Consider the following 19,802-nt stretch of genomic DNA (forward strand, 5'->3'; position numbering starts at 1 on the left):
GCACCACTCACGATTTTCACCCCTTAAAACACTAATCATAACAACATGATTTTTAACACAAATAAAATATATTTTACCACAAACTTGGACAAATAATTTTATTTGTGTAAGTTTTAAGTATGCCATAACGCCACCCTATCTAGCCAGGATGTGATCCATGAGCACCTCGCCGTCCGTGATTCGTCGTTTCGTTGAGTACTACGCCGGGCTGGACGCGCAGCCGCCCGCGGCGCTGGCCGCGCTGTACCATCCGGACGCGACGCTGAGCGATCCTTTTGGGCAGCATCAGGGGCTGTTCGCCATCCAGCGCTACTTTACCCATCTGCTGGCCAACGTGGAGCAGTGCCGGTTCACCATCGACACGCCGCTCTGCGACGGCCAACGGTTCGCCGTGACCTGGACCATGCACTGGTCGCATCCGCGCATTGCCGGTGGAGAAACCCTGGTCCTGCCGGGGTGCTCGGTGGTGGACATCGCCGGGGAGCAGGTTCTCCATCAGCGCGACTACTACGACGCCGGGGAGATGATCTACGAGCATCTTCCCCTGCTGGGCTGGGCGGTGCGCGGCGTGAAGCGGAGGGTGCGCTCATGATGACGGTACTCATCACCGGCGCCAGCTCCGGGATCGGCGCCGGTCTGGCGAAATCCTTCGCGGCGGATGGCCATCTGGTTATCGCCTGCGGGCGAGATGCTTCGCGCCTGTCGGCGCTCCAGCAGTTCAGCCCCAACATCAGCGGGCGCCTGTTCGATATGACAGACAGGGACGCCTGTCGCCAGGCGCTGACGGGCTGTTTTGCCGACCTGATCATTCTCTGCGCCGGGACCTGCGAATACCTCGACCACGGGCAGGTGGATGCCGCCCTCGTGGAGCGAGTGATGGCCACCAACTTCCTCGGGCCGGTGAACTGCCTGGCGGCGCTGCAGACGCAGCTGGAGGCAGGCGATCGGGTGGTGCTGGTCAGCTCGATGGCGCACTGGCTACCCTTCCCGCGCGCGGAAGCCTATGGCGCCTCCAAGGCGGCGCTGACCTGGTTTGCCAACAGCCTGCGTCTGGACTGGGAGCCGAAAGGGGTGGCCGTCACGGTGGTCTCTCCGGGCTTCGTCGACACCCCGCTGACGCGCAAAAACGACTTCGCCATGCCCGGCCGGGTGAGCGTGGATCGGGCGGTGGCGGCGATCCGCCATGGCCTGGCGAAAGGCCAAAACCACATTGCCTTCCCCACCGGTTTCAGCCTGGCCCTGCGGCTGCTGGCCAGCCTGCCATCGGGTATCCAGCGCCTGCTGTTGCGCAGGATGGTGCGCTCATGAACATCGCCATCATCGGTAGCGGCATCGCCGGGCTGACCTGCGCCTGGCGGCTGGCCGGACACCATCAGGTGACGCTGTTCGAAGCGGGCGCCACGCCGGGCGGCCACACCGCCACCGTGGATGTCGCCACGCCGCAGGGCACCTGGGCCATCGATACCGGATTTATCGTCTACAACGATCGCACCTATCCGCGCTTTATGGGCCTGCTCAGCGAGCTGGGGATCGACGGGCAAAAAACGCAGATGAGCTTCTCGGTTCACAACCCGACCAGCGGCCTGGAGTACAACGGTCACAGCCTGACCTCGCTTTTCGCCCAGCGGCGCAATCTGCTGAAGCCGGCCTTCTGGGGGCTGCTGAGCGAGATCGTCCGCTTTAACCGGCTGGCGAAACTGGCGCTGACCGAGGCGCTGGATCCGGGGGCGACGCTGGAGAGCTTCCTCGCCCGCCACCGCTTCAGCCCCTTCTTCGCCCGCCACTATATTCTGCCGATGGGGGCGGCCATCTGGTCGTCGTCGCTGCAGGAGATGCGTCGCTTCCCGCTGCCGCTGTTTTTACGCTTCTTTGAACACCACGGCCTGCTGGATATTCGCGATCGCCCGCAGTGGTACGTGGTGCCCGGCGGTTCCCGGGAGTACGTTCGCGCCCTGCTCGCCAGGCTCGGCGATCGTCTGGATCTGCGGCTCAACGCGCCGATACAGCAGGTGGACCGTCACCCGACGGGGGTCACCCTGCGGCTGGCGTCCGGGGAGGCGCATTTTGACCAGGTGATCTTCGCCTGCCACTCCGCGCAGGCCCTGGCGATGCTGGCGGCGCCCACCGATTCCGAACGCGAAGTCCTCGGGGATATCGGCTGGCAGCGCAACGAGGTGGTGCTGCACAGCGATCCGCGCTGGCTGCCGGAGCGCCAGCGCGCCTGGGCCAGCTGGAACTATCGCCTGAGCGACGGGGATCGGGCCCGGGCCTGCGTCACCTACAACATGAATATTCTCCAGGGGCTGCCCGCGGACGCGCCGCTGTTCTGCGTCACCCTGAACCCGGACGCGCCGGTGGACGATCGCTACGTCTGGCAGCGCTTCGTCTATGAGCATCCGCTGTTTAACCCGCAAAGCTGGTCGGCCCAGCTGCGGCGCGAAGAGATTAACGGCCAGCAGCGGAGCTGGTACTGCGGGGCCTACTGGTACAACGGCTTTCATGAGGACGGGGTGCGCAGCGCGCTCGACGTGGTGCAGGGCATCGCCGCGGCGGAGGGCAACTGAGATGAACAGCTGCCTCTATCAGGGCGTCCTGCGCCACCGTCGCCTGCAGCCGAAGGCGCACCACTTCGTCTACCGCCTGTTTATGGCCTGGCTCGACCTCGACGAACTGGACAGGCTGCCTGAGGCGGGCATCCGCCGCAACCGCCTGGCCGCCGCTGCCTGGTACGACGCCGATTATCCGCTGGGCGCGCCGCTGAAGGCCCAGGCGCTGAACCGGCTGGAGAGCCTGACCGGCTGCCGCCCGGCGGGACGCGTGATGCTCCTGACCCAGCTGCGCTACTTCGGCTTCCATTTTAATCCGGTCAACTTTTACTACTGCTATGACGAGGCCGACACCCTGCGCTGGGTGCTGGCCGAAGTGCGCAACACGCCGTGGAATGAGCGTCATTACTACGCGGTGGACGGCCAGCAGGCGCGCCCGCTGGAGAAAGCCTTTCACGTTTCGCCGTTTAACCCGATGGACATGGTCTATCACTGGCGCTTCAACGCGCCCGGCAAAACGCTGCACATGCACATTGAAAACCATCAGGCCAGCAAGGTGTTCGACGCCACGCTGACCCTGAGCCGCGTGCCATTGACCCGCGCCAACCTGCGCGGGCTGCTGCTGCGTCTGCCGCTGATGACCCTGAAAACCGTCCTCGCCATCTACTGGCAGGCGCTGCGGCTGTGGCTGAAGCGCCTGCCGCTGTACAACCATCCTGTCAGCAGGAGTGAACGCTCATGACCGATCCCGTCTTTGCGCTTGAACCCGATGTGCCGCGCAACGTGCGGCTCGCGCGCTGGCTGCTCTTTCGTCTGTTGAGCGGCCTCCGCGAAGGCTCGCTCACCGTGCGCGAAGGGGCGCAGACGTTTCATTTTGGCGACCCCGCCGCCGCGCTGCGCGCCGAGGCACGGGTCTGCACGCCGGAGGTGTACTGGCGTCTGCTGACCGGCGGCAGCCTGGCGGCGGCCGAGGCCTGGATGGACGGCGACTGGGAGAGTCACCAGCTGACGGCGCTGCTGCAGATCCTCGCGCGCAACGGCGAGGTGCTGGGGCGTCTGGAGCGCGGCTTTCGTCTGCTGGGCAAGCCCGTCGCCCGCCTGCGCCACTGGACCCGCCGCAACACCCGCGCCCAGGCGCGGGAGAACATCGCCGCCCATTACGACCTCGGCAACGAATTTTATGCCCACTTTCTGGATGACGACCTGCTCTACTCCAGCGCGTTGTTTACCGATGACCAGCAGGATCTGACCCAGGCCCAGCGGGCCAAGATGGCGCGCCTGTGCGACCAGCTGGCGCTCACTCCCGGCGATCATCTGCTGGAGATTGGCACCGGCTGGGGGGCGCTGGCCGAGTACGCCGCCCGCCATTACGGCTGCCGGGTCACCACCACCACCCTTTCCCGGGAGCAGCACCGCTGGGCTACCGAGCGCATGGCCCGCGCCGGGCTGCAGGATCGCGTCGAGGTGCTGCTCTGCGACTACCGCGATCTGCGCGGCGAGTACGACAAACTGGTGTCGGTGGAGATGATTGAGGCGGTGGGCCAGCGCTACCTCCCGGCCTTCTTCCGCACCTGCCAGGCGCGCCTGCGCCCGGGCGGCAGAATGGCCCTGCAGGCGATCACCATCCAGGATCAGCGCTATCGCGACTACAGCAAAAGCGTCGATTTTATCCAGCGCTACATCTTCCCCGGCGGCTTTTTGCCCAGCATCACCGCAATGAGCGAGCTGATGACCCGCCATACCGATTTTGTGGTGCGCAACCTGTTCGACATGGGCCCGGACTACGCCCGCACCCTGGCGCACTGGCGGCAGCGTTTTACCCACGCCTGGCAGGATATTGAAAAGCTCGGCTTTGATGAGCGCTTCCGCCGGATGTGGCTCTACTACTTCGGCTACTGCGAAGCCGGATTTAACGCCCGCACCATCAGCGTGGTGCAGCTCACCGCGGAGCGGGTATGACACGCCCGGCGCAGCACCTGCTGATGGCCCTTGCGTTCGATGTTTACTGGACGCTGGTGGTGATGTTACGCGAGCGCGGTCTGCTGATCTGGCTGACGCTGGCCATTTTCGCCTGGCTGCGGTTGCCGGCGGCCAGTCGTCCACCCGCCCTGCTGTTGGCCACGGCGGGCTGCGGCCTGGACGCCTGCTGGGCGCTGGCGGGACTGATCGATTTTCGCGGCGACAGCCTGCTGCCCCTGTGGATGGTGGCCCTGTGGCTGATGTTCGCCGTCGTCTGGACCCGACTGACCCGCACCACGACGCTTCCCGGCTGGGTGCTGGCCACGGCCGCCACCGTCGGCGGCCCGGTGGCCTACCTGATCGGCGCTCGCCTCGGAGCCATGACCCTGCTGGTGCCGATGGCGCTTGGCGTGGCCGCCATGGCCTGCGGCTGGCTGGTGCTCATGCTGTTGTTCCATCTGGGGATGGGGAGGCAAAAATGAGATTCGCGCTGTTACTGCTATGGCTGACCACCCTCGCCCCGGCGGCCCACGCCGCCGACTGGCTGGCCTGGCGCCGCGTCGGCGAGGCGACCCTCACCTGGGGGCCGTTCACCGTCTATCACTCGCAGCTGCGCACGCCCAATGGCCGGTATGACGGCCCGCAGCAGGATCGGGCGCTGATCATCACCTACCGGCGCGACATCGATCGCGAGGCGCTGGTGGACGCCACCCGCGACCAGTGGCAGGCGCAGGGCATTCTGCAGCAGGAGCCGCGCAGCGAAGCCTGGCTGCGCATGCTGCAGGGGATCTGGCCGGACGTCGCGCCGGGCAGCCAGCTGGCGTTCGTGGTCAGCGGCGGCGAGGGGCAGTTCTGGTACCGCGCCAGCGCCGCGCAGACCGCCTTTACCCCGCTCGGCCCGCGCCAGTCGGCGGCGTTCAGCACCCGCTTTCTCGCCATCTGGCTCGATCCGCGCACCACTTATCCCGAACTGCGTCAGCAGTTGATCGGAGGTACACCATGAAACGCATTCTGACCCTTGGCCTGGCGCTGCTGATGCTGATCCTCGCCGGCTGCAGCACCGAGGTCACGGAGTACCGGCAGCAGCAGCCCGCCCTCGACATTTTCCACTATTTTCAGGGCCGAACCGAGGCGTGGGGGATGGTGCAGGATCGTAGCGGCAAGCAGCTGCGCCGCTTCCATGTGGCGATCGATGGCGACGTCGTCGGCGACACCCTGACGCTCCATGAGCGCTTTATCTATGACGATGGCGAGAAGCAGCAGCGGGTGTGGCGCATTCGCCGCACCGGCGATAACCGTTATCAGGGCACCGCCGGGGATATCGAAGGGGTGGCCAGCGGCCAGGCGGCAGGCAATGCCTTTCACTGGCGCTACAGCATGAACGTCGAGGCCAGCGGCAGCCGGTGGCTGCTGCACTTTGACGACTGGATGTTCCTGCAGGACGGCAGCCATTTGTTTAACAAAACCGAGATGAAGAAATTCGGCATTACGGTCGCCACCGTGACCCTTTTCTTTACCCGAACCACAGCAGAAGAGAGGACAGCGCCATGAACACGCAACCTGTCATTGGGATCAGCGGATGTTTAACCGGCTCAGCCGTGCGATTCGACGGCGGGCATAAGCGTATGGGCTTTGTGATGGATGAGCTCGCGCAGTGGGTGGCGTTTAAGCCCGTCTGCCCGGAGATGGCGATCGGCCTGCCCGTTCCCCGCCCGGCGCTCCGCCTGGTGCAGACCCCGGTCGGGGAGATCCGTATGCGCTTCAGCCACGCCCCACACGAGGATGTGACGGGGAAGATGGCTGATTTCGCCAGCGCCCACCTGGCAACCCTGGGCGAACTGTCGGGCTTTATCGTCTGCGCCAAATCGCCGAGCTGCGGGATGGAGCGCGTGCGGCTGTATGACGAAAAAGGCAATCGCGGGCGTAAGGAAGGCGTGGGGCTGTTTACCGGCGCCCTGATAGCGCGCTACCCGTGGCTGCCGGTGGAAGAGGATGGCCGGCTGCACGATCCGCTGCTGCGGGAGAATTTTGTCGAGCGCGTTTTCGCCCTGCATGAACTCAACGCCCTGCGCGCCCGCGGCCTGACCCGTCACGGCCTGCTGGCCTTTCACAGCCGCTACAAGCTGCAGCTGCTGGCTCACCACCAGGCGGGCTACCGGGAGATCGGCCCGTTCGTCGCCTCGCTGCATGAATGGGAGGATCTGGAGGCTTTCTTCGAGGTCTACCGCGAAAAGCTGATGGCGATCCTCAAGCAGCCCGCCTCGCGGAAAAACCACACTAACGTGCTGATGCATATTCAGGGTTATTTCCGCGACCAGCTGAACAGCCGCCAGCGCGGCGAACTGCGGGAGGTGATCCTCAACTATCGCGCCGGGCTGCTGCCGATCCTCGCCCCGCTGACGCTGCTTAAGCACTATCTGGCCGAGTATCCGGATCGCTACCTGCAGGCGCAGAACTATTTTGACCCCTACCCGCAGGATCTGGCCCTGCGCCTGACGGTGAACTGAGGGAGCCTGGGCCAGCTGCCCGGCGGCGCTGCGCTTGCCGGGCCTACGGGTGGTATCCCGCAGGCCTCCTCAGTCGTAGCCCGGCTAAGCGTAGCGCCAGCCGGGAACGCGCCTTCGGCAACGCTATCGCATCAGAACCACGCCTCAAACATCCCGCCGACGTTCAGCGAATCCAGCTGCTGGTCCTGGGTGCCGTTAACCTTCGCGGTATGCTCGTTGTCCACCTGGCCACCGGTCACGTAGAAGCGCAGCATCGGACGGAACTCCGGCCCCATGCCGATGGCGATGTTCTGCGACAGCGTCAGCTTCCAGCCGTGGTTATCCCCGCCCTGGTCGTAATCCACGCGCTGGTAGCCCGCTTCCAGCCAGGTGGAGTGCACGTCGTTCCAGAAGTACATTGGCCGGACGATGGCGCCGTAGTTTTTACGGTTGTCGGTGTTGTCCTTGCCGTTGTCGTAATCATGGAAGGCCAGCAGGTATTCGATCTGCGCCTGCTGGGTGAACTTATGGCTGCCCTCGAAGCTGGCGTAGACCGTGGTCAGGTCGTCGGTTTTGTTGTAGACGCTGTTATCCGAGTTGTCGGAGTAGCGCAGGATCACCTTGTTCACCCCGCTGTCGTTGGTGTGGCTCAGCACCAGGCCGCCCTGCCAGGCTTCGAGGCGCGCGTCGCTGTCCACCGCCTTCGAGTCAAAACCGTAGTTGGCGTACACCTCGACGTCGATCGGCCCGGCCTTGATGTTGTGGGTTTTGGTGGTCAGCGCGTAGTGGCCGTTGTCGCCGGTATCGGAGCTACCGGTACAGGTGATGCGCGACGGGTTGGTTTCATCGGCCATCACTTCCGGGCTACAGGATTTCACCTGCGAGACCGTCGCCACGTCAAACTGCACGCCGCCGATATCAAAGTTCTTCACCCCGGCGCCCTGGCCGTCGTGGTTCATCCAGAAGTAGTCGTTGATCCCCTGTTGCGGACGCTGGTGGAAGTCGCGGCCGGCCCAGAGATAGGCGTTGGGGTTGGAGTCGAGGACGTTGGTGACGCCGACGTAGGCCTTCTTCAGGTTAACCTCGTCGCTCCAGTGGTCGAACATCACGTTGAGATCCCAGATAGCCCCCTGCGCGCTTTTGAAGGCCTTGCTGATCTGGAATTCGCCGCCGTTGCTTTCGTTGCCGAGACGGCCGATCGCCGAGGCGCCGTTATAGGAGCCGTCGACGCCGACATATTTCTGGTCGCCGGTCTGGAAGTGGGCGCCATAGCGGGCATAGCCGCTGAACTTGAGGCCGAACGGAATGGCCATATCCGGCGAGGCGGCGGTGGTCTGCGGGTTGGTGATCACGTCGACCTTTTTGTCGGCCGCGGCGTCGATTTTCGCCTGGCGGTCGGCCAGCGCTTTATCAACGGCTTTGGCGACGATGGCGTCGATCTGTTCCTGCGTAAATTCTTGCGCCATTACAGAGGTAAGCGGAAAAAACGCGGCGATAACCGCCATGGTTAATGGAAGCTTTTTTATCATTGTCATGAGTTTCTCAATATAGGTTAATTTTATTCAGACAATAACCAGCCTATTCTGAGCTGACAGAATATATCGCTATCATCAGAACAAGTTATTTTTTATTTTGTACGGTCACAGAGGCATTACACAATTATCGCTACTTTCCCTCCTTCGCTGATATTAAACAGGTGGTCTTTCGCCACTGACAAAAAACACAGCACGAACCAATAAACGCTATTTTTCGGCTGCAGGCAGACGGCGTAATACATGCCCCCGCAGGGGCATGTCAGCAAAATTTAACCAAAGATATAGGTATTGACGAGATTTTCGAGTAATTCCTGACGCCCGCTCTGATGCTGCGGATTCAGGTTATGCTGCTCAGCGTACCGGGCAATATTATCCAGCGACATCTGCCCGGTCATAATTTTCTGCCCCAGCTCGCCCTGCCAGCCGGCATAGCGTTTTGCCAGACCCTGATCGAGCTTGCCATCCTCAATCATGCGCGCGGCCAGCTTGAGGGACAGCGCCATCACGTCCATGGCGCCAATATGGCCATAGAACATGTCGTATTTGTCGGTGCTCTGCCGACGAACTTTGGCGTCAAAGTTCAGGCCGCCGGTGGTGAATCCCCCGGCTTTGAGGATCTCGTACATCACCAGGGTATTTTCTTCCACGCTGTTCGGGAACTGGTCCGTATCCCAGCCGAGCTGCGCATCGCCGCGGTTGGCATCAACGGAGCCGAAGATCCCCAGCGCGATGGCGCTGGCGATTTCATGGTGGAAAGAGTGCCCCGCCAGAGTGGCGTGGTTGGCTTCAATGTTCACCTTGATCTCATTTTCCAGACCAAACTGCTTCAGGAAACCATACACCGTCGCGACATCGTAATCGTACTGATGCTTGGTGGGCTCCTGCGGTTTCGGCTCGATAAGCAGCGTGCCGCCAAAGCCAATCTTATGCTTGTGCTCCACCACCATCTGCAGGAAGCGGCCAATCTGCTCACGCTCCTGGCGTAGGTCGGTATTCAGCAGCGACTCGTAACCTTCGCGGCCGCCCCACAGCACATAGTTTTCGCCGCCGAGCTGCTGGGTGGCGTTCATGGCGGTCACTACCTGCGTGGCCGCCCAGGCAAACACCTCCGGATCGGGATTGGTCGCCGCTCCGGCGCCATAGCGCGGGTGGGTAAAGCAGTTGGCGGTGCCCCACAGCAGTTTCACGCCGGTTTGCTGCTGTTTCTCCGCCAGCACTTCGGTCATCACGGCGAAATTGTGCAGATATTCTTTCAGCGACGCGCCTTCTGGCGAGACGTCGACATCGTGGAAGCAGTAATACGGCACGTTGAGCTTGTAGAAAAATTCAAACGCCACGTCCGCTTTGCGTTTGGCCATTTCCAGCGCATCGCCCGCGGCCTGCCAGGGACGCTCAAACGAACCGGCGCCAAACATATCCGCGCCATTCCAGCAGAAGTTATGCCAATAACAGGCGGCAAAACGCAGATGCTCTGCCATGCGTTTTCCCAGCACGATTTCATCCGGATTATAGTGGCGAAACGCCAGCGGATTATCGGTTTTGGGTCCGGCAAAGCGAACGCGATCTACCTGGTCGAAATAGGTCTGCATGATGAACTCCGAAATTGAGAAACAGGAAAATTAACAACTGTGACACATCGTGTATTCTCATCGTCGGTTGCTCAATTACGTTATTTCACTCAGCGATTGAGAAAATGCTCAAATGTGAGCCATCTCGCAAATAAAACTATTTTAAATATCTCGCTTCGCGCGCGTATAGCGTACACTTCCTGGGGAATTCAGGTATCCATACCAAATTAAAATGCCGATTTTGTCACAATGTCTGCCTGCCAAAAAATTAGCGGCGGATAACGATTCAACGCAGGCGATACAGGCCTTTGCTTCGAGGATCACAGAAGTAAAAAAACATAATTACGTAATTTAAAAACGTAATAGATTCTTCCAGGTCAACTGTGTCAGAAAGTGTTTCACCTACACAAAACAAACCGGAGTCTGCTTAGAATGAGTAAAAACATAATGCACAGTCGGCATGATGAATATCATAAATTAACCCGCGGAGAACGAATTGGTTATGGCATGGGCGACTTTGCGCAAAACCTGGTTTTCGGCACAATTGGGGGTTTTCTGGCTTTGCATATGCTGACGGTAAATACCATCAGCACGGCAACGGCAGGCTTTATTTTTCTTTTTGTCCGTATCATTAATGTGTTTTGGGATCCGATGGTCGGAACCTACGTGGATAAACGAACCTCGAAAGCGGGGAAATATCGTCCGTGGCTGTTACGAGCCGGCGTTCCGCTGGTGATCCTGTCGGCATTACTGTTCGCGCCCATCCCTGGGGTGAAAGGTTCGGTGGCTTTCGCCTTTATTATTTATCTGGCGCTGGACCTGGTTTATTCCTTAGTCAATATTCCCTATGGCTCGCTGAATGCGTCACTGACCCGCGACCCGGAATCGATCGATAAGCTGACCAGTACCCGCATGATGCTGGCCAACAGCGCCAACCTGCTGGTCTATACCCTGTTCCCGATGTTTGTGCAGATGGCGGCGCCGAAAGATCGCAGCCTGAAAGACACCGGCTTTTTTGGCCTTGAGCTGAATCTCGGCAACTATACCGATCCGTCGGCGAACTACGCCTGGTTTGGCGTGTACGCCATCTATATGATCATCGGCGCGGTGGCCCTGTTTATTTGTTATAAATTCACCAAAGAACGCGTTGTCGCGACCGCCGAGCAGACCGCCAACGTCAAAACCACCGACCTTTTCCACGAACTCAGACATAACCGCCCGCTGGTTATTCTCGGCATGTTCTTTATGCTGGCCTTTACCTTCATGTTCTTCATGAACACCGTTAACGGCTTCTTCAACCAGTTCGTCGTCGGCCATTCCGAATGGATGGGCGCCGTGGGTCTCGTCGCGTCTATTCCCGGCATCGCCTTCCCGGTGTTCTGGCCGAAACTGAAAAAAATCTTTGGTAAAAAAGGCTTCTTCCATCTGTTCCTCGCCATGTTCATCGTCGGCGAACTGCTGACCTACGTCTGGTCACGCGAAGGGATGCACGACGCCCTGTGGCTGGCCTACATCGCCACCTTTATTAAACAGTGGGGCTTAACCTCCGCCACCGGCTTTATGTGGGCGCTGGTACCGGAAGTTATCGCGTACGGGGAATTAAAATCGGGCAAACGCAATGCCGCCATTATCAACGCCATTATGGGACTCTTCTTCAAGATCGGCTTCACCATCGGCGGCGCGATCCCGCTGTGGCTGCTGGCGGTGTATGGATTTAATGAAAGCGGCGCCGTGCAGAGCGCCAGCGCCATCGACGGGATCATTATGACCGCGGTGTGGATCCCGATCGCGCTGGCCGCTATTTCGATGGTGATTATTCAGGTTTATCCGATCTCCGATAAACATGTTACCGACATTAACCGTCAGCTGGATGAGATCCGCGTGTAGTTAAAAAAATTATAAATCAGACCGATTCGTCACTTTCCATTTTAAAAGGTGTAATGAAATGTCACTTATTCAAAACCCGATATTACGCGGCTTTAATGCCGACCCCAGTATTATTCGCGTCGAGGATACGTACTATATTGCCAACTCGACGTTTGAGTGGTTCCCGGGCGTGCGTTTACATGAGTCGAAAGACCTGAAAAACTGGAACCTGCTGCCTTCGCCACTCTCCACCACCACCCTGCTGGACATGAAGGGCAACCCCTCCTCCGGCGGCATTTGGGCGCCAGCGCTCTCCTGGGCCGATGGGCAATTCTGGTTGGTGTATACCGATGTGAAGGTCACCGAAGGCGCCTTTAAAGACATGACCAACTACCTGACTACCGCGAAGGATATTCGGGGCCCGTGGAGCGACCCGATCAAGCTGAACGGTGTCGGGTTTGACGCCTCGCTGTTCCATGACGACGATGGCCGGAAATATATCGTCCAGCAAACCTGGGATCACCGGGAGTACCATCACCCCTTCGATGGCATTACCTTAACGGAGCTGGATACCAACACGCTGAAGTTAATGCCGGAAACCGCGCGCACCATTTACCGCGGCACCGCCGTGGCGCTGGTCGAGGGGCCGCACCTCTATAAACTGAACGGCTACTACTATCTGTTTGCCGCCCAGGGCGGCACCGTGTTTACCCACCAGGAGGTGGTGGCGCGGTCGAAAACCCTCGAGGCCGACAGCTTCGAAACCGAGCCGGGCGACGTGTTCTTAACCAACGTCGATACGCCGGACAGCTACATCCAGAAACAGGGCCATGGCGCGCTGGTCTCCACTCCGGAAGGCGAATGGTATTACGCCTCGCTCTGCGCCCGGCCGTGGAATCGCCCGGGGGAATCCATCTACGACCCGCGCGGCTGGTCAACCCTCGGCCGGGAAACCGCGATCCAGAAAGTGTACTGGGACGATGAGGGCTGGCCGCGTATTGAAGGCGGTCACGGCGGGAAAACCTTCGTCGAAGGGCCGAAAGACGCCATCTTCACCGAAAGCGCCAGCGATAATAGCCAGCAGGATGACTTTACCTCGCCAGCGCTCGACCCGAACTGGAATACCCTGCGGGTGCCGTTTACGGCCAAAATGGGCACCACCGGCAACGGCAAATTAACCTTAATCGGCCAGGGTTCGTTAGCCAATACGCATGACCTGTCGCTGATTGCCCGCCGCTGGCAGGCCTTCTATTTTGACGCCGCGGTGAAGGTGAAATTCGAGCCCTTCAGCTACCAGCAGATGGCCGGGTTAACGAATTACTATAACGACCGCCACTGGAGCTTTGTCTTCCTGACCTGGAATGAAATTAACGGCAAGGTCATCGAAGTCGGCGAAAATAACCGCGGGAAATACACGTCGTACCTGAAGGATAACGCCATCAAGGTGCCGGACGGCGTGGAATACGTCTGGTTCCGGACCAAAGTCCGCAAGCAGACCTACAGCTATGAATACAGCTTCGATGGCGTGACCTTCACCGAGATCCCGGTTCAGCTGGATGCTGCGGTGCTGTCCGATGACTATGTATTGCAGAGCTACGGCGGGTTCTTTACCGGGGCGTTCGTCGGCCTGGCGGCGGTAGACTACGCCGGGTACGGCACCCAGGCTGAGTTTTATCAGTTCGAGTATCAGGAGCTGGGCGATAGGTTAGCGGCCGATGGCAGCTATAGCTGGGAGGCTGGCGAGACGCGGGATAAGTAAGAGACACATATCAGTGTCGGCGTTTATAGCAACAGCACCTGTACGGTAACAGTGACGTTTAATCTGTCCAGGCAGGATTATTAGCGCGGCATAGTCAATGACAAAAAGGGGCATAACTTGCCCCTTTTACCTATCACGCTCTCACGTTCCAGTCGTCCGAATACTGGACATTGCCATCAACATAGCGCCAGGTAATTTTGTCATACATAAGGGAAACTGATTCCATGTGGTTGATTTGCAAGTTCCCTGTCATTTTAGCGTTCGGCATTCCCGGGTTAATGCCTGTTACTTTCACGCCCTCGATCAGCATGATGAAGTAGCATTCTTCCTGCCCTGCGTGGTTGATACGATACCAGCGGATCTCCGCGCTTTTAAGCGTTTGCCCCGTCGCGACAGCTTTATAGAGATACGGGCTGGAGCTATCAAACTCCTTTTCAATCATCATCGGTGAATGAGAACGCTTACCCGTTATCTTCCCATTGGCGCTATCTACCGGAATATTCAGGCCGTGGCTAAAACCAACAATCTCTATGCTTCCCTCACGATCCTGAACATCTACCGACCCTTTAATTTCTGCGCCGCCATCGTCTTTAAGCCACATGTATGCCGGAATGGGCATTTTACAAACTCCTTGTAGTTATGATTTTCTTCGTGATAAACCAATAGCAAACAATTGTTAAAAGCAACTGAAAGATCACAATTGCTACTATCGTAAAATTTGAATATTTTTGCAGAGGGATTACGGACTGATAAGGTAGCAAGCGAAACAGCCCCCAGAATAAGAAGGTAAAGCCGAATACTTTAGCAAATCGCCGCAATGTGGAATGGCCAAACGTTTTGAGAATATCAGTAAACCTAAATTTATGTATCACAGCACTATATATCGTGATTATGGCACTCATCGCAGGTATGCTGATAAATGTATTAATCAGTATACTAATATAGATGCTCAGAGATTGCCAAACCTCTAAATCAGGCTCCCCCAAAATGAAATGAGTAACCTTGTCAGCGCTCTGATAAGTAAAACTACCCGTAATAGAGTCAACTAATCCATCATACGGAACAACTCTCGCAACAATCATCATCACCACAGCGAGCAACGCTATCTTAATAAGTAAATTAAAAACATGGCTGGCCATTGGCAATCACCTCAATCGAGCCGTATGCCTTCAGTTTTCTTATGCAGGGAACATCTATTTGCTGCGTCCTGAGAAGTGCATTACGTAACATGGCGAAATCTGAATCATGCGGAAGAGTGATGCACCCCTCTGATAAAGTGCCAGGATGAAGTCGAAAGTTGCCTCGCTTAACCCCCTCAACCCATGTGTAATCGTCGATTCCCCAGTCATCCCGCCACAGGGCAAACCATTCGCTATGCCTGAATGAAGCGCCCTTAACTACATTGTTATAGATATCTCGCACCCCTGCATTGACCTGCGATCTGAGCCCCCCTTCCGGACGGTCAACAATCCAGTATTTTCCCGCTGGTACCGGCCCCTCTTTAGGTATCATTGCGCAGGCACCACGGTTACGGTAAGCACCATTCCCGGAAAACGCCAGGAAGGTACCAACGCCGGGGAATGATAATGGAGAATAATACATGTCGTTAATGACAAATTTACCATGCAGAGCCATAAACTACCCACGCCATTTAATAATTTATGGATATAGTACCGGTTGTGTAGCAAACTACGCAAATTAACTAACTTATTTTCAGAATATATAAATACCATTACCGTTTCAACTAAAAGCTATGCGTAGTTTTAGCGACAGCGGCTGGATTTTATCATAAGAGAAATCTGTTTGATGCATCATTTTGTTCAAAATATCAGGCATCATTTGCAGGTTTTTATTGACAGAACAAAACTATTACTGCCGGCATAAAGAGTTTTCCTGCTTGCAGCCAAAAGCGAAACGGACAGAATAGCATACACCGCACCACAACAAACACTAACTTGTCAGGAGTTCTGTTTCAAACCCAGAAAGGCACTGTCATTATAAAAACCACATGATATTTCAATAGGAAAACATGAAGACGCAAACGAGCATAGATTACAAATTTCTCACTGATATTCAGCATGATAACTTGGGTATATTGATGAAATAAAACCTCACCCTCACCTTATTATCTTGAACAGTTTTATCGTCGCTATGTAAAGCACCCCAGAAAGTGAAAGCACTGTCATTAGAGTGATATAAAAGAAAGTATCATACATTGTATCAGCATTCACATCGTCGAAAATTAAATTATTTATACTCCTTGCCACCTCATAGCTCAAATAATACTCTGGCCGCGGTATCACTCTCGCAAGGATAACGAACAGAAGTATAAAGTATATAAATTTACTTATTTTATGAATAAGAGTTATCATAGCCATTAATATTGCCTTTCATCTAATTATTCGTCATCATACTCTCATTTAGAAAACCTGACGAATAGTTTTACATAACAGAGTGAGATGAAAGCATGTGAAATACGAAAAATAGTTTCCACACAACCCTTTAACAAATAGACTTTTGCTAACAAAAATTACTGCACCTAATATTTTATATTCATACCGTAATTCCTGCTATCATTATTAAATACCTTTACAAAGAAAATAACCACATAAAATAACTAAAACTTATTTACTTAGAGATCAGTTACTTGGCCGCCTATTGAAAAAGGCATTCCCTCCACCGTAGCCAGTAGTCTGGCATCTACATGGGGCAGGGAATTTTCCAATGTTGTACCAAACGCCACTTCAACATTAATATATATGCTTGACGCCAATATTTTATTTAGACAAGTCGTTATGTTGCATTTGTAAGATCTTATTTAGTAATTTACACTCTCCTGGTCGCGGTATCATTGCTGTAAAAGCGATAAAAAACAGAAACATAATCACAGCAACGAAATACAATATTAAATGCCCCCAAACAGGGATTTGCTCATGCCTGTAGATAGACAATATCAACGACAAAATAGAAAGTGATATAAACTGCAACGAAAACAAGACATGAACGACATTAAAAAACCAAAAAGAGAATCCTTTATTAAACATAAGAACCCCATCTTTAACTGATAAAAATGCATTGAATTTTTTAAAGAAACCTGCGGCTATAAGACCTTTATTCTTTACTAACAGTCTTAAGATGATTTTTTGACTGGGTACATCAGCAATTCCTGTCAAGCGATAACAGGATATTCTCTCGATATCTTCTTTTAAGCAGATAGTTATTTCATCAGATAGATCATGGCTATCCAAAAGGCGCTGTAACTCATTTAACTTTGAGTTTCTGACTTCATTAACAAACTCGATTACCCCTCTGATTCTCCAGATGATAAGAGCCAAAGGCCCTGCGATGAAAAGAAAAAGAATAACCTGCGTAATACTTAATGCCCCGCTTGACACTGCAGCGGCGATCCATCCGTTCACTATGTCTAATATTTTATCCATAATCTTTCCATATTAATAAAGCCATTATATTTCTTATCCAAAAAGGCTATACTAGCTCAGAACAAATTTTCTTTCTATATTTTATGCTAAAAAATTTAGCTGCCGTGATGTTATCAACTGATGGTTATGTTAAGTCATGATTGTATTCACGGCGCGAGTTAACGATGTTTCTCTGCACGTATTCATATAAAAAGCATTGATGAATATTAGGAACTCATCCCGAATCTTGCCGGTAAAGCCCCAAAATAGGTTGTTAGCTGTTTTTACCAAGTCAGGAAATATCTGACATGTCCCATTGATTAACACAATATGATGGTAGGTTTGTTTTAATCTGAACCTTCAATATACCCCCATTGAATGCACTTTTTCGACGAACAGATCATCAGCATTTGCTGTAAGGCCGATGAACAGATTCTGCCCTGGAGATATGATGTTGGTCTACTATTTCTTATCACCCTACTTGATGTCTGGCGCAGCAGTGTTGCTGCATGGAAGCTTTGAAGTGAAGCGGCTTAAGTCTCTTGAACAATACAAAAAATGCTAGCCGAAGCTACTGTGGATAAAAAGAAGATTCAGATAAATCTGGACCGAAGGTTCTGACGGCAAAGCTGATGCACAAAGCCCTGGAAATGGACGTGAGACAGAGAGCCTATGTCATTTATAAAGGCAGGGCACCGATACATAGAGACGTTCAGATATCTTAGCAATGGAACAGCCCACACATTTTCTCAGTGTGGACAGCATCTTCCTTAAATTCAGATGTCAATCGCGGTGTGCGCACACGCTCAAAACTATCTTGAAGGCTCTTCTAAGGGCGCGGGGGTTGTCCCGTCAGCTCAATCGTAGTTTTGCGGTCGGTAGTTTGGGAACTAAGGTTACGAATGCGAGGATGTATATGCCATCCTGTAAATAAGATGACGAAAGGCCTATAGAGTTCAAGGATTAGCTCGTATAAAATAGGCCAATTCTTACTTTAGAGAACATGAAGTTATGAGCGCAATCACATTACGTCAAGCGTTGGGTGTACTTGCGAAGTCATCTTCGTTTTCCGTAACTACGGAGACTCATCGGCAAAGGGATGTTTTCGATGAGTTAAAAGAACAACTCTTTGTAAAACAAGAGATTGAAGAAGATTTACAGCGTTACTTGGATACCGCTACTCCCGGTGAGATCATTTTTCTATGCGGAAGCAGCGGAGATGGGAAATCAGAAATTTTAACACGCTGTAAGTCAGATCCACGATATCAGCAGAAGTTTAGTTTCCATCTGGATGCGACACACAGTTTTGCGCCTCAGCAATCGGCTATCGATGCACTGGATGAATTGTTTGAAAATCATCACCCAGAATCATACCCGCTCCTCATCGGTATCAACACCGGGATGCTCGCCAACTTTGCCAGAGAAGGTTCTGAGTCCCATATAGCTATTCGCACTGCTATTGACTCATTCTTGTCAGCTCAACAGGAAGGCCACCGTCCTTACCGCAATGAACATTGTACATTCTTTGATTTCGAACATTATCCAAAGTTCGAGTTTGATGAAGAGCAGGAATACTCCCCGTTTATAAAAAAATTAATGAATCACTTAACGGGGAATGAAGACAAAAACCTGTTTTATACAATTTATCAACGTGATGAATCAATAGGACATGATTTAAAAACCGTTGCTAACTTTAAACTACTGTGCATGCCCGGTGTTCAGAATGTTTTAATAACACAGCTATTTAAAGCTCGATTAATAAAAGATCAATTTGTTACCACAAGAACCTTATTGGATTTTTTACATCACCTGCTGACAGGGCCTGGGTACCTTTTTGATAATCTGTTTAATAGTGCAGAAAATGATCTAATCAAAAAGGTTTCTGATTTTGATCCTGCCAGATTGCATACATATGAGATTGATCAATTTATTTTACGCTATGAGCTTGGATTGGTTGATCCCGAACTGGATGATTTCCTGAGTACACTTGCAAAATTACATCTCACGTTTGATCGTCAATGTGTTAAGCCTGGTGACGCAGCTTCCTTAATTAGACTTTTCTGGCTACTACAACATGAACCTTTAGGGAATAACTATCACAAAAGATTCTCTGTATTCTTTAAAGAAACTCTCTTTGAGCGTTATTCAGAGATTTGGCATCTGCATAAAAACTATACCGCAGATCCGGAACAAAAAAGAGCACTGAACCGCTTCTACTCTTTTGAGCTTATCGCTGGTATTCAGCGTTATGCGAACCGTAAAGCACCTGAACTGAGTACCAAAAAAGAAGAGTTCTTTTTAGGTGAATTTGGTGGGATTAAAATCACAGCACCTGTTGCGCTGAAACCGGACTGGGATTCCATCCTCAAGAAAAATACAGCCCATACAACTTGTTTCGATATCTATTTAAAAGTAGGACAAGATCCGCTGGATCCGATTCGGATCGGTCTTAATTTATTTGAGCTATTGAGCAAACTGAATAATGGCTATCGCCCTAATAAATATGACAAAAGTGCGATTGTCTTACTGGATGAGATCGTTGAGCTAATTGCAGAAAAGGCAAAATCTAGCAGCGAAATCAAGTTTTATGACGGTGTAACACGAGTTTATAGTGCAAGAGCGGACGATGACATGATTACTATCAGCGGCATGGAGGGATAACAT

18 protein-coding genes are annotated in these 19,802 nt (G+C 54.1%); 12 read left to right on the plus strand and 6 right to left on the minus strand.

What is annotated here, in order from left to right:
• Positions 1–157 precede the first annotated feature (157 nt).
• From AC3EMD_RS24425 to AC3EMD_RS24465, 9 genes are read left to right on the plus strand one after another with little or no spacing between them, the layout of a single operon-like run.
• Positions 158–592 (plus strand): nuclear transport factor 2 family protein, encoded by a 435-nt coding sequence (locus AC3EMD_RS24425; protein WP_021462626.1) that lies wholly within the window; start codon positions 158–160, stop codon positions 590–592.
• Complete coding sequence (locus AC3EMD_RS24430) at positions 589–1,308, plus strand: SDR family NAD(P)-dependent oxidoreductase (protein WP_023323564.1); 720 nt, start codon at positions 589–591, stop codon at positions 1,306–1,308. Before AC3EMD_RS24425 ends, AC3EMD_RS24430 begins: the two co-directional genes overlap by 4 nt.
• A complete protein-coding gene (locus AC3EMD_RS24435) occupies positions 1,305–2,564 on the plus strand; it encodes an NAD(P)/FAD-dependent oxidoreductase (RefSeq protein WP_012969050.1) in 1,260 nt (419 codons plus the stop codon). Before AC3EMD_RS24430 ends, AC3EMD_RS24435 begins: the two co-directional genes overlap by 4 nt.
• 1 nt (position 2,565) lies before the next feature.
• Positions 2,566–3,288 carry a DUF1365 domain-containing protein gene (locus AC3EMD_RS24440; RefSeq protein WP_117119650.1) on the plus strand — a complete coding sequence of 241 codons (723 nt, stop codon included), beginning with the start codon at positions 2,566–2,568 and terminating at the stop codon, positions 3,286–3,288.
• Complete coding sequence (locus AC3EMD_RS24445) at positions 3,285–4,505, plus strand: SAM-dependent methyltransferase (RefSeq protein WP_004192234.1); 1,221 nt, start codon at positions 3,285–3,287, stop codon at positions 4,503–4,505. Before AC3EMD_RS24440 ends, AC3EMD_RS24445 begins: the two co-directional genes overlap by 4 nt.
• Positions 4,502–4,987: a DUF2878 domain-containing protein gene (locus AC3EMD_RS24450; RefSeq protein WP_110234420.1), complete on the plus strand. Its 486-nt coding sequence runs from the start codon at positions 4,502–4,504 to the stop codon at positions 4,985–4,987. Before AC3EMD_RS24445 ends, AC3EMD_RS24450 begins: the two co-directional genes overlap by 4 nt.
• Entirely contained in the window at positions 4,984–5,508 is a 525-nt protein-coding gene (locus AC3EMD_RS24455) for a hypothetical protein (protein ID WP_114500836.1), read from the plus strand. The genes AC3EMD_RS24450 and AC3EMD_RS24455 overlap by 4 nt, the downstream gene beginning before the upstream one ends.
• Positions 5,505–6,056: a DUF3833 domain-containing protein gene (locus AC3EMD_RS24460; RefSeq protein ID WP_114500835.1), complete on the plus strand. Its 552-nt coding sequence runs from the start codon at positions 5,505–5,507 to the stop codon at positions 6,054–6,056. The genes AC3EMD_RS24455 and AC3EMD_RS24460 overlap by 4 nt, the downstream gene beginning before the upstream one ends.
• Entirely contained in the window at positions 6,053–7,012 is a 960-nt protein-coding gene (locus AC3EMD_RS24465; protein ID WP_188200631.1) for a YbgA family protein, read from the plus strand. The genes AC3EMD_RS24460 and AC3EMD_RS24465 overlap by 4 nt, the downstream gene beginning before the upstream one ends.
• A gap of 131 nt (positions 7,013–7,143) precedes the next feature.
• Here the strand turns inward: AC3EMD_RS24465 and AC3EMD_RS24470 are convergent, their stop codons facing one another.
• Both AC3EMD_RS24470 and xylA read right to left on the minus strand, forming a co-directional pair.
• Positions 7,144–8,526: a carbohydrate porin gene (locus tag AC3EMD_RS24470; protein WP_047667341.1), complete on the minus strand. Its 1,383-nt coding sequence runs from the start codon at positions 8,524–8,526 to the stop codon at positions 7,144–7,146.
• A 269-nt stretch (positions 8,527–8,795) separates the two neighbouring features.
• Positions 8,796–10,115, minus strand: coding sequence for a xylose isomerase (gene xylA, locus AC3EMD_RS24475; protein ID WP_049163680.1), 1,320 nt, complete (start codon positions 10,113–10,115; stop codon positions 8,796–8,798).
• Positions 10,116–10,541: 426 nt separating this feature from the next.
• On the opposite strand from xylA, the gene AC3EMD_RS24480 reads away from it, so the two are divergent.
• Positions 10,542–11,981 (plus strand): MFS transporter, encoded by a 1,440-nt coding sequence (locus AC3EMD_RS24480; protein ID WP_074193553.1) that lies wholly within the window; start codon positions 10,542–10,544, stop codon positions 11,979–11,981.
• 58 nt (positions 11,982–12,039) lie between these two features.
• Entirely contained in the window at positions 12,040–13,719 is a 1,680-nt protein-coding gene (locus tag AC3EMD_RS24485) for a glycoside hydrolase family 43 protein (RefSeq protein WP_004186817.1), read from the plus strand.
• Between the two features lie 133 nt (positions 13,720–13,852).
• Here AC3EMD_RS24485 and AC3EMD_RS24490 read toward each other — a convergent pair whose 3' ends face one another.
• The 4 genes from AC3EMD_RS24490 to AC3EMD_RS24505 form a co-directional block, all read right to left on the minus strand.
• Positions 13,853–14,338: an Hcp family type VI secretion system effector gene (locus AC3EMD_RS24490; protein WP_302073817.1), complete on the minus strand. Its 486-nt coding sequence runs from the start codon at positions 14,336–14,338 to the stop codon at positions 13,853–13,855.
• Between the two features lies 1 nt (position 14,339).
• Positions 14,340–14,858, minus strand: coding sequence for a hypothetical protein (locus AC3EMD_RS24495; RefSeq protein ID WP_070612609.1), 519 nt, complete (start codon positions 14,856–14,858; stop codon positions 14,340–14,342).
• On the minus strand, positions 14,839–15,354 hold the full coding sequence (locus tag AC3EMD_RS24500; RefSeq protein WP_070612607.1) for a DUF2778 domain-containing protein: 516 nt from the start codon (positions 15,352–15,354) through the stop codon (positions 14,839–14,841). Before AC3EMD_RS24500 ends, AC3EMD_RS24495 begins: the two co-directional genes overlap by 20 nt.
• 1,142 nt (positions 15,355–16,496) lie before the next feature.
• Entirely contained in the window at positions 16,497–17,159 is a 663-nt protein-coding gene (locus AC3EMD_RS24505; RefSeq protein ID WP_058330584.1) for a hypothetical protein, read from the minus strand.
• Between the two features lie 990 nt (positions 17,160–18,149).
• On the opposite strand from AC3EMD_RS24505, the gene dptF reads away from it, so the two are divergent.
• Positions 18,150–19,799, plus strand: coding sequence for a DNA phosphorothioation-dependent restriction protein DptF (dptF, locus tag AC3EMD_RS24510; protein WP_115188835.1), 1,650 nt, complete (start codon positions 18,150–18,152; stop codon positions 19,797–19,799).
• Positions 19,800–19,802 lie beyond the last annotated feature (3 nt).

The organism is Klebsiella sp. PK18 (assembly GCF_057784655.1).